The sequence below is a fragment of the Streptomyces sp. W16 genome (assembly GCF_033194735.1).
In the GTDB taxonomy this organism is placed as follows: domain Bacteria; phylum Actinomycetota; class Actinomycetes; order Streptomycetales; family Streptomycetaceae; genus Streptomyces.
In genome coordinates, this window is the sequence record NZ_JAWOAI010000449.1 from 1 (window position 1) to 8,415 (window position 8,415).

Annotated in this window: 7 protein-coding genes; 3 read left to right on the top strand and 4 right to left on the bottom strand. The window is 71.9% G+C overall.

Translation table 11 applies throughout. The features are described 5' to 3' along the window. Window positions 1-142: 142 nt before the first annotated feature. The 3 genes from R6V09_RS39735 to R6V09_RS39745 all read right to left on the bottom strand — a co-directional run bounded on the left by R6V09_RS39735 (window position 143) and on the right by R6V09_RS39745 (window position 4,717). Complete coding sequence (locus tag R6V09_RS39735) at window positions 143-682, bottom strand: sigma-70 family RNA polymerase sigma factor (protein WP_317886349.1); 540 nt, start codon at window positions 680-682, stop codon at window positions 143-145. Between the two features lie 96 nt (window positions 683-778). Beyond that, entirely contained in the window at window positions 779-3,664 is a 2,886-nt protein-coding gene (locus R6V09_RS39740; protein WP_317886350.1) for an AfsR/SARP family transcriptional regulator, read from the bottom strand. 207 nt (window positions 3,665-3,871) lie between these two features. Continuing rightward, window positions 3,872-4,717, bottom strand: a complete 846-nt coding sequence (locus tag R6V09_RS39745; RefSeq protein ID WP_317886351.1) for a M56 family metallopeptidase — start codon at window positions 4,715-4,717, stop codon at window positions 3,872-3,874. 397 nt (window positions 4,718-5,114) lie between these two features. Here R6V09_RS39745 and R6V09_RS39750 point away from each other — a divergent pair, with 397 nt between their 5' ends. Together R6V09_RS39750 and R6V09_RS39755 are read left to right on the top strand one after the other, a co-directional pair. Next, window positions 5,115-5,699: a response regulator transcription factor gene (locus R6V09_RS39750; RefSeq protein WP_317886352.1), complete on the top strand. Its 585-nt coding sequence runs from the start codon at window positions 5,115-5,117 to the stop codon at window positions 5,697-5,699. A gap of 28 nt (window positions 5,700-5,727) precedes the next feature. Then, window positions 5,728-6,147 carry a BlaI/MecI/CopY family transcriptional regulator gene (locus R6V09_RS39755; RefSeq protein WP_317886353.1) on the top strand — a complete coding sequence of 140 codons (420 nt, stop codon included), beginning with the start codon at window positions 5,728-5,730 and terminating at the stop codon, window positions 6,145-6,147. Window positions 6,148-6,154: 7 nt separating this feature from the next. Here R6V09_RS39755 and R6V09_RS39760 read toward each other — a convergent pair whose 3' ends face one another. Continuing rightward, the gene (locus tag R6V09_RS39760) at window positions 6,155-7,168 is read right to left on the bottom strand and encodes an Lrp/AsnC family transcriptional regulator (RefSeq protein ID WP_317886354.1); all 1,014 of its coding nucleotides are present in this window, start codon (window positions 7,166-7,168) and stop codon (window positions 6,155-6,157) included. A 125-nt stretch (window positions 7,169-7,293) separates the two neighbouring features. Between R6V09_RS39760 and R6V09_RS39765 the strand changes: the two genes are divergently transcribed. Further along, on the top strand, window positions 7,294-8,415 hold a 1,122-nt coding region (locus tag R6V09_RS39765), incomplete at its 3' end, for an MFS transporter (protein ID WP_317886355.1).

Here is an 8,415-nt window from a genome sequence, read left to right on the forward strand (position 1 = left end):
CTTCCGATCTAACTGGCCGCCCTGTGCGGGCCGGGCGGCGCGGGCTGGACCGGCCTGGTGTACGGCGAGGCGAACGGCGCGCACTGGCGCTGGCACACCGACGCCGACGGCCACGTCGACATCCCGGTGCTCGATGTCCGGCTCACCGTTCCGGCGTGAGTCCCTCGCCGGCCTGGGCGCGCAGGATGTTCAGGGCGTAGTGTCGGCGGGACTTGACGGTGCCCGCCGGTATCCCGAGGATGCGCGCCGTCTCCTGGACGGTCCGGCCGCACAGATAGGTGTGCAGCAGGACCTCCCGGTGCTCGTGGGACAGTCGCCGCAGCAGGCCGGTCGCCTCCACGGAGGCCAGCACGGCGCCGGTGTGGTCGGGCAGGGGCACGTCCCGGTCCTCGGCGCCGATGGTCTCGTGGCGGGCGACGGCGCTGCGCATCCGGTCGACGACGAGGTTGCGGGTCACCGTGAGGAGCCAGCCGCGTACCGATCCCTCGGTGCTGTAGAGGCGTTCCGCGTGCGGCCAGGCGCGGATGAGGGTCTCCTGGACGATGTCCTCCGCCATGTGACGGTCGTTCAGCAGCTTGTCGGCGTAGGCGAGCAGTGCCTTCGCGTGGTCGGACATCATGGTGCGCAGCAGTTGGTTGCGGTGCGCGGCTGTGGGGAGTTCCGCGGAAGTCGTGGGGGTCATGTTCCAGTCCTGAAGGGGAATGCCGTACGCGCTTCCGGCTCCGGGTGGAGCGGAGCGGGGAGCGTAGGCAGGGCCCGCTTTCGGGACGCTGACGTTTTACTGTCGCCGGGACCGATCGGGTTGGGCGAGGTCCGTCAGCCGGTGGCGGACCTGCTCGGCGTCGGGGTGGCCGATCTCGTCGAGGATGCCGAGTGCTTCACGCCAGGCGAGCGCGGCCCGCGTGTCCTGGTCGGCCTCGCGGCGGGTGTCGCCGATGTGCACCAGGGTGTCGGCCTCCAGATAGCGGTCCCGGATCTCCCGGTACAGCCGCAGCGCCTGCTCGTAGCACTCCAACGCCCGCTCGTGGTCGCGCAGATGGTGATGGGCGTAGCCGAGGCTGTCCAGGGCGGCGGCCTCTCCGTTGCGGTCGCCCGTCTCCCGGTGGGCCGCGACCGCATGGCCGCACTCGGTCAGGGCGTCCTCGTACTTGCCCATCAGGATGTACGTCCAGCCGACCTCGTTGGCGATGCCGGCCTCGCCGTCGCGCCGCCCGGCCGCGCGGCACAGGGCGCTCGCCTCGGCGTAGTGGTCGAGGGCCTCCTCGTGCCGGCCACGCCCGTTGGCCAGGAACGCGAGCCTGCGGTGGGTCCTGCTCCGGCCGACCCGGTCGCCGATCTCGCCGAACAGCTCCAGGGCGCGCGCCAGGTGGGCGTCGGCCTCGTCCGGCCGACCGAGGCGACCGCTGACGAAGCCGAGCGCGCGGTGGGCGAACGCCTGGCCGGATATGTCGCCCAGGCGCTGGGCCGCCTCAACTGCCCTTGTCTGCGCGTCGAGTTGCTCGGACCAGCGACCGCCCCGGTCCAGGTACAGCTCCAGGACCAGGGCCAACTGCCAGCTGTGTTCGCCGCCGCCGTGCCGGGCGTCCTGCTCGATCGCGGCGAGCACGACCGACCGGTTCGTCTCCAGCCAGGCGGCCGCCGCCACCTGGTCGGGCAGTCGCGGGACGGTCACCCCGGCTGTGTGCGGGCGCAGTTGGATGCTGTCCCGGGTGGGCATCAGAACGCTGTCGGCCGCGTGCGCGCTGTGCACATAGTGGTCGAGCATGCGCCGCCGGGCCGCTTCCAGTTCCTGCGCGGTGTCCTGTGCCCGGCCCAGCTCGGCGGCGTAGGCGCGCAGCAGTTCATGACAGCCGTAACGGCCCGGCAGGGACTCGGAGATCAGGTGCGCCCGGGCCAACTCCGCCATGACCGGCCGGACTTGGCCGACCCGTTGCCCGGCGAGGCTCGCGACGGCGGCGAGCGAGCAGTCGGGTCCCGGGTGCAGGGCGAACAGCCGGAACACCCGGGCGGCGGCGGGGCTGAGGAGTTGGTACGACCAGGAGAACGCGCTGCGGGCGTCGGCGGCGGGGGCCTCTCCGGCGAACGCGTCGAGACTGTCCTCGCTGTCGGAGAGTTCGGCGGCGATGGACGCGAGCGGGAAGGCCGGGTTCACGACCGCGCGGGCACTGACGACGGCCAGGGCCAGGGGGAGCCGGCCGCACAGGGTGATGATCTCCGCGACGGCGTCGGGTTCGTCCGCGATCCGTTCGGCGCCCAGCCGGCGGGACAGGAACTCGCGGGCCTCCGCCTCGGTGAGCACGTCCAGGGTCAGCGAGTGCGCGCCCTCGCCGGCGACCAGGCCGTAGAGCTGGTTGCGGCTGGTGACGACGACCAGGCAGCCGGGGGCGCCGGGCAGCAGGGGGCGGACGTGCTCGGTGTCGCGGGCGTTGTCCAGCACGATGAGGACGCGGCGGTCGGCGAGGAGGCTGCGGTACAGCGCGGCCTGTGCGTCGAGCCCGGCGGGGATGCGCTGCCCGGGGACGCCGAACGCGTCGAGGAAGGACCGGATGGCCTCGGCCGCGCTCATGATCGAACCGCTGGGGTGGAAGCCGCGCAGATTGACGTAGAGCTGCCCGTCGGGGAAACGGTCGGCGACGCTGTGCGCCCAGTGCACCGCCAGGGTCGTCTTGCCGACGCCGGCCATGCCGCCGATGGCGCTGATCACCACCGTCGAGGCGTGTGCGTCGGACGCGCGCAACAGCTCCTGGACGTGGGCGAGTTCGCTGCGCCGGCCGGTGAAGGCGGGGAGATCCACGGGGAGTTGGGCGGGACGGATGGTGGCGACGGTGTCCGGCTGTTCCGCCCCGGCCGCGTCCTCGGCCGCCCGCGCGTTTCCGGACGGTGTCGCGGCACGCGCGGCGTGGGTGTGCCCGAGCACCCGCTGCAGAGCGGCCTGGAGTTCGGGGCCCGGCTGTACGCCCAGCTCGTCGGCGAGGCGGGTGCGTACGGTCCGGTGGACGTCGAGGGCCTCGGCCTGGTGTCCGGTGGCCGCGAGCACCAGGATCAGTCTGGCCTGCAGCCCTTCGTCCAGCGGGTGTTGGGCCGCGGCCTGCCGGAGCGTCACCAACACCCGTGCGCCCAGGCCCGGTCCGGCCTCCAGGGCGAGTTCGGCGGCCTCCTTGACGGCGGCCAGGTGCTCGTCGTCGAGGGCGGTGAAGGCGGGGTGGGACCTCACCTCGGCCGCGATCCCGGAGGCCGCCGGCCCTCGCCACAGGGCCAGCGCCTCGATCAACAGCCCTGTGGCGGTGGGCGGTTGACCGTCCCGTACGGCCTGCTCCGCCTGTCGCCGCAGGGCCCGGAAGCGCAGCAGGTCGAGACCGTCGGCGTCGACTTCGAGGCGGTAGCCGCCCGAGCCGCGCACCAGCCACCGTGACTGACCCCCGGCCGGGAGCTCGGGTTCGAGCAGCCGCCGCAGTGCTCCGACGTGCCGCTGGACGACGTTGACGGCGCTGTCCGGCGGGTCCTGTCCCCACAGGGCGTCGACGATCTCGTGGACGGCGACCGGATGCCCCGCCTCGGTCAGCAGCAGCGCGAGCAGGGCGCGCTGCTTGGGGGGTCCCAGCGGCAGTTCCGTGTCGCCGCGCCAGGCCCTGACCGGTCCGAGTACGGCAAAACGTGTGCGCACCGAGTCTCCCGTGCCGACTGTCATGACATGTGCGGCCGGCGCGCCCGCCCTCGGGGCGCTCGGCCGCGAACGAGCATAAAGTCCGCGGGAACCTCGCGGCGAGGGGTTGCCCGGCCACGGAGCGTCGTCGGGCGTCGGCGGCGGGGAGCGGGGGTCGACGCGGTACCGCTCGACCGGCCAGGTGCCCTTCGGGTCGTGGCGGGAGCCTCACTCGGAGGCGGGTCCGAAGATGTCGCCGCACACGACGAGGAGCACGAGCGCGGCCAGTACGAACAGGACCAGGCTCAAGGTGCTGGCCACCAGCTCCCGCCGATCGGCCGTCGCCCGCCGCGGCATGACGCCGGTCTCCAGCTGGACGAGCCGCGCCTCGATCGCCTCGGGCGTGGCCGTGAACGCGGACAGTGCCGCGTTGTCGGACATGGCGGGCCGGCTCAGGGCCGTCAGCAACGCGCCGGCGACACTGCGCACACCGCACGACTGCACGGCGTAGAAGTCCGCGAGGAGTTCGCGGTGGGTGACGCGCTCCGTGAACCACTTGGAGAGAGCGGGCAGAAGGCGGCGCGTCAGGACGCCGGCGGTGTGCAGGACGAGGAACCGCAGGGGGTCCCCCGACTTCAGATGGCACTCCTCGTGACGTAACAGGGCCACCAGTTCGTCCTCCGTGAGGAGGCCTACGAGCCCGGAACCCAGCGTGATCCGCGGCCGGAACACACCGTGCGTGAAAGCGAGCGTGCGGTGGTCACGGACAAGTGAGACCTTGCCTTCCAGGCCCACTCGCACGACCGCGTTCACGAGATGATCCGGCCAGTGGCTCTCCGGCGGCAGGGAGCGCCGCATCCGCCGGACGGCGAGGAGCTGGCGCCCGCAGAAGGCGGCTCCCATCGCCGAGTTGGCCATGAGAAGCGCGGTCACGGCGGAGATCGCGACGGTGCACACCAGGCCGGTCGCACACAGGACCTTGGCCAGGACGAGCACGGGGGGCAGCGACGGCAGAAGCAGGAGCTGCGCCGGCAGAACGAGCAGCAGTCCCGCCTGACCAACAACACGACGCACGATCACTCGCCCCCCGAGTTCCCCGACCCGACCGACGTCGAACTAAGTTCGACACCGTAAGTCATCGTTGTGGATGAACGTGCAACAAGCAAGCCGACCAAGCTGTGATGTCACTGTGAGGCCCCTCCGCGCGGCGATGCGAAGCCCCGTCACCGATGACGCATTACGCACTACAGTGCCGTAGTACGAGCCACCTAGGCTGAGTCGGTGCACAGGGTGCGCACCGCTCCCGCAGGGGGGCACCGGACGACGGGGGAATCGCTTGGACATCTGCCGCGCGGAGGAGACGGAGAATCAGAGTCGGGCGGCTCCTGGAGAGACGTGCCGGGATCCCGACGAGTCGCTCGCAGTACTGATCGCACTGCCTCATGACCTGACACGCTGGGGCCTGCGCTCCATGCTCGACACCGTTCCGGCCGTCCGCCGGGTCGGCGGCTGCGGGACGCACGACGAGGCCATGGAACTGCTCACGGGCAGCCGGTACGACATCGCCGTGGTGCCGGCGAGTTCGACGGACACCGAACTCGCCGAGCTGAGGGACATCGGCCAGCGGCGGGACTGCAAGATCATCGTTCTGCTTCAGGCCCCGGCCGAGGAAGCCCTGACCCGGGCCTCGATCCGGCACGCGGACGGCTTCCTGCTGGAATCGGATCTGACCGCGACGACACTGCAGGACGCCATTCACCGGATCGGTCGCGGCGACATCCCGATCCCGGGAACCCTGGCCCGCGAACTGCTCTCGCTGGCCGGGCGCGGAGTGGAGGTCCCGGAGCCGGCCGTCGCCCTGACACCACGCGAGCAACAGACGCTGGACCTGCTCGTGGACGGCTGCAGCAACCGGCAGATCGCCGACCGGCTCGGTATCTCGGAGCATGGTGCGAAGCGTCATGTGGCCAATGTCCTCGCGAAGTTGCAGTGCCCGAACCGAACCATGGCCGTATCCATGGCATTTCAGCTCGGCCTCGCCCGCAGGACGGGCTGAGTCCCCCACCGCGAGAACAGGAACGCACGTGTCAGGATCGGAATCCGAGCCCAGCGGCATCATCCTCGGACCACTGGCATCCGAGGTGATGCGTGTCCTCTGGCGGACCGATCACCCCCTCACCCCGCACGCCGTCCGCGACGTGCTCAACCGCAGCCGCAGCGCGCCCCTGGCCTACACGACCGTGATGACCGTGCTCGCCCGCCTCTGGGAACGGGGCGCGGCCTCACGCGTCAAGCAGGGCCGCAGTTACGCCTATACGCCGGCCGTCGCCAACGAGGCCACGCTGGCCGTCCGGAGCGTGCTGCGCAGCTACGGCGCCGCGGCCGTCGCCCCGTTCGTGGAGGAGGCACGCAACAACCCGGAGATCCTCGCCCGTCTCGAGAAGCTCGTACGGCGTTTCGAAGACGAAGGAGCGGAGAGAGCGGAGGGCGAGGGGTCCGGGTGAGGCGGGCTCACCGCCGTGGGCCCTGCCGGTCCGCGGCCAGGCTGCCGTGCATGAGGGTGCCGGCCCGTTTGAGGCTTCGTATGACGGGTGCCGTCTCGACGTGTCGCACGCCCTCCAGCGCGCCGATCCGCTCGCTCAGGTAGTCGTACAGGCCGCCCACGTCACAGCAGACGACGGAGGCCACGATGTTCGTGGGTCCGGTGGTCGCGGCGGCGAAGGCGATCTCGGGGTGCCGGGCCAGCGCCGTGCCCACCTCCGCGAGCCGCGCCGGGGTCACCGTCAGCCACAGGAACGCCTCCGTCTCGTAGCCCAGGTGGACGGAGTCGATGTCGACGTCGAAGTACAGGACCCCCGAGCGGCGCAGGAACTCCAGCCTGCGCCGGACCGTCGACTCGGGCTGCCCCACGGTCCGGGCGAGATCGGCACAGCTGATACGGCCGTCCAGGGCGAGTTGGGCGAGCAGCCGCTCGTCGGACTCGTCCAGGGCGACCCGTCCGCCTCCGCCGTCGGTCCCGCCCGACGACCCGGTGAGCCGCTCCGTCTGATGCGCCGCCAAGGAGTCGGTACGGCCGCTCCAACCTGTGGGTCCGCCGTAGAACGTGCGCAGCAGACAGTGCGCCGTCACGTCGGCCACGCGCGGAGTGCGCGGCACCTTGCCCAGCAGGAGATCGTCCTGTTCCTGGCGGGACCGGGCGCGCGTGACGCAGACGATCTCCGTACCGCCCGACACGAGACTGACCCAGGAGATGCCGGGCCGTCGGGCCAGCGCCTCCGCGACCCGGCCCGCGGCCTCCGGGGCGCACCGGACGCGGGTGAACCAGTCCACCTGGCCGAGGCGGCGCGCCTCCGTGCGTCCGACGACCCGCAGGACCCCGGACGTTCTCAGCCGCCGATAGCGGCGGGCGACGGTCTGCTCGGAGACGTCGAGCACCTCCGAGAGCCGGCGGAACGACGCCCTCCCGTCCAGTTGCAGGGCGTGGACCAGCTGGCGGTCGATCCGCTCCAGGCCGATGGTTTCCACCAACTCAGGCTATTCGACGGAGGTTTCCGCCAGCCAGCGGTCCCCGAGTAGTCGGGTACTCCGGCTTCCCCGACCGTACGGGGAGGCCGGCGCCGCCCGGTGCCCGCGCCGACAAGGGAGACCTCATGAGGAAATGGTGGCCGCTGGTGGCCGTCTGCCTGGGGGCGTTCATGCTCCTCGTGGACGTCACCATCGTGACCGTGGCGCTGCCGGACATGGCCGAGGACCTGTCCACGTCCTTCTCCGACCTGCAGTGGGTGATGGACATGTACGCCCTGACGCTCGCGGCCCTGCTGCTCGGCGCAGGTTCGCTCGCCGATCTCGTGGGCCGGCGCCGGATCTATGTCGCGGGGCTGGGGCTCTTCGCCGCGGCCTCCCTGGTGTGCGGTCTCGCCCCCGATCCGGCGCTGCTGATCGCGGCGCGCGGTGTGCAGGGCATCGGCGGGGCGGCGATGCTCGCCACGACCATGGCGCTGCTCAACTCGGCCTACCAGGGCCGGGACCGAGGAGTGGCCTTCGGTATATGGGGAGCCGTCAACGGGGCCGCCGCCGCGGCCGGTCCCATCCTCGGCGGGCTGCTCACCGAGCACTTCGGATGGCGCTGGATCTTCTGGGTCAATCTCCCGGTGAGCGTCCTGGCGATCGTCCTGACGCTGCGGGTGGTCGCGGAGTCCCGCAATCCGCGGGCCGAAGGGGTCGACGTCCCCGGTACGGCGTCCTTCACCGTCGCGGCGGCGGCCGTCACCTACGCGCTGATCCGGGCGGGGGACGAGGGGTGGACCGATCCCGCGGTACTGGGTCTGTTCGCTCTCGGCGCCGTCGCCCTCGCGGTGTTCGCGGGAGTGGAGCGGCGGCGCGGGCATCCGATGCTCGACCTCGGGCTGCTGCGGAAGCCGTCCTTCGTCGGCGTCATGCTCGCCGCTCTGCTGCTGTCCGCGGCGGCCTTCTCCTACCTGCCGTTCTCCTCCCTCTGGCTCCAGTCGTCGCTGGGGCTCGGCCCGGTGAAGGCGGGGCTCGCCCTGGTGCCCATGTGCGCGGCGGCGTTCGTGGTGTCCGCCCTCGCCGGACGGTTCCTGCACGGCGCCTCGCCGCGGTGGACGATCGGCGGAGGGCTGCTGCTGATCGCGGCGGGCGGGTTCCTGCAGGCCGTCCTCGACGCCGGTTCCGGCTGGCGGGCCACGGTTCCCGGACTGGTCGTCACCGGCCTCGGCGTGGGCATCGCGACGCCCACGCTGAGATCGGAAGAG

Bases quoted from the DNA above. Each gene is read 5' to 3' on its own strand.
- R6V09_RS39735 (WP_317886349.1), bottom strand. From the start codon at position 682: ATGACCCCCACGACTTCCGCGGAACTCCCCACAGCCGCGCACCGCAAC.
- R6V09_RS39750 (WP_317886352.1), top strand. From the start codon at position 5,115: ATGCTCGACACCGTTCCGGCCGTCCGCCGGGTCGGCGGCTGCGGGACG.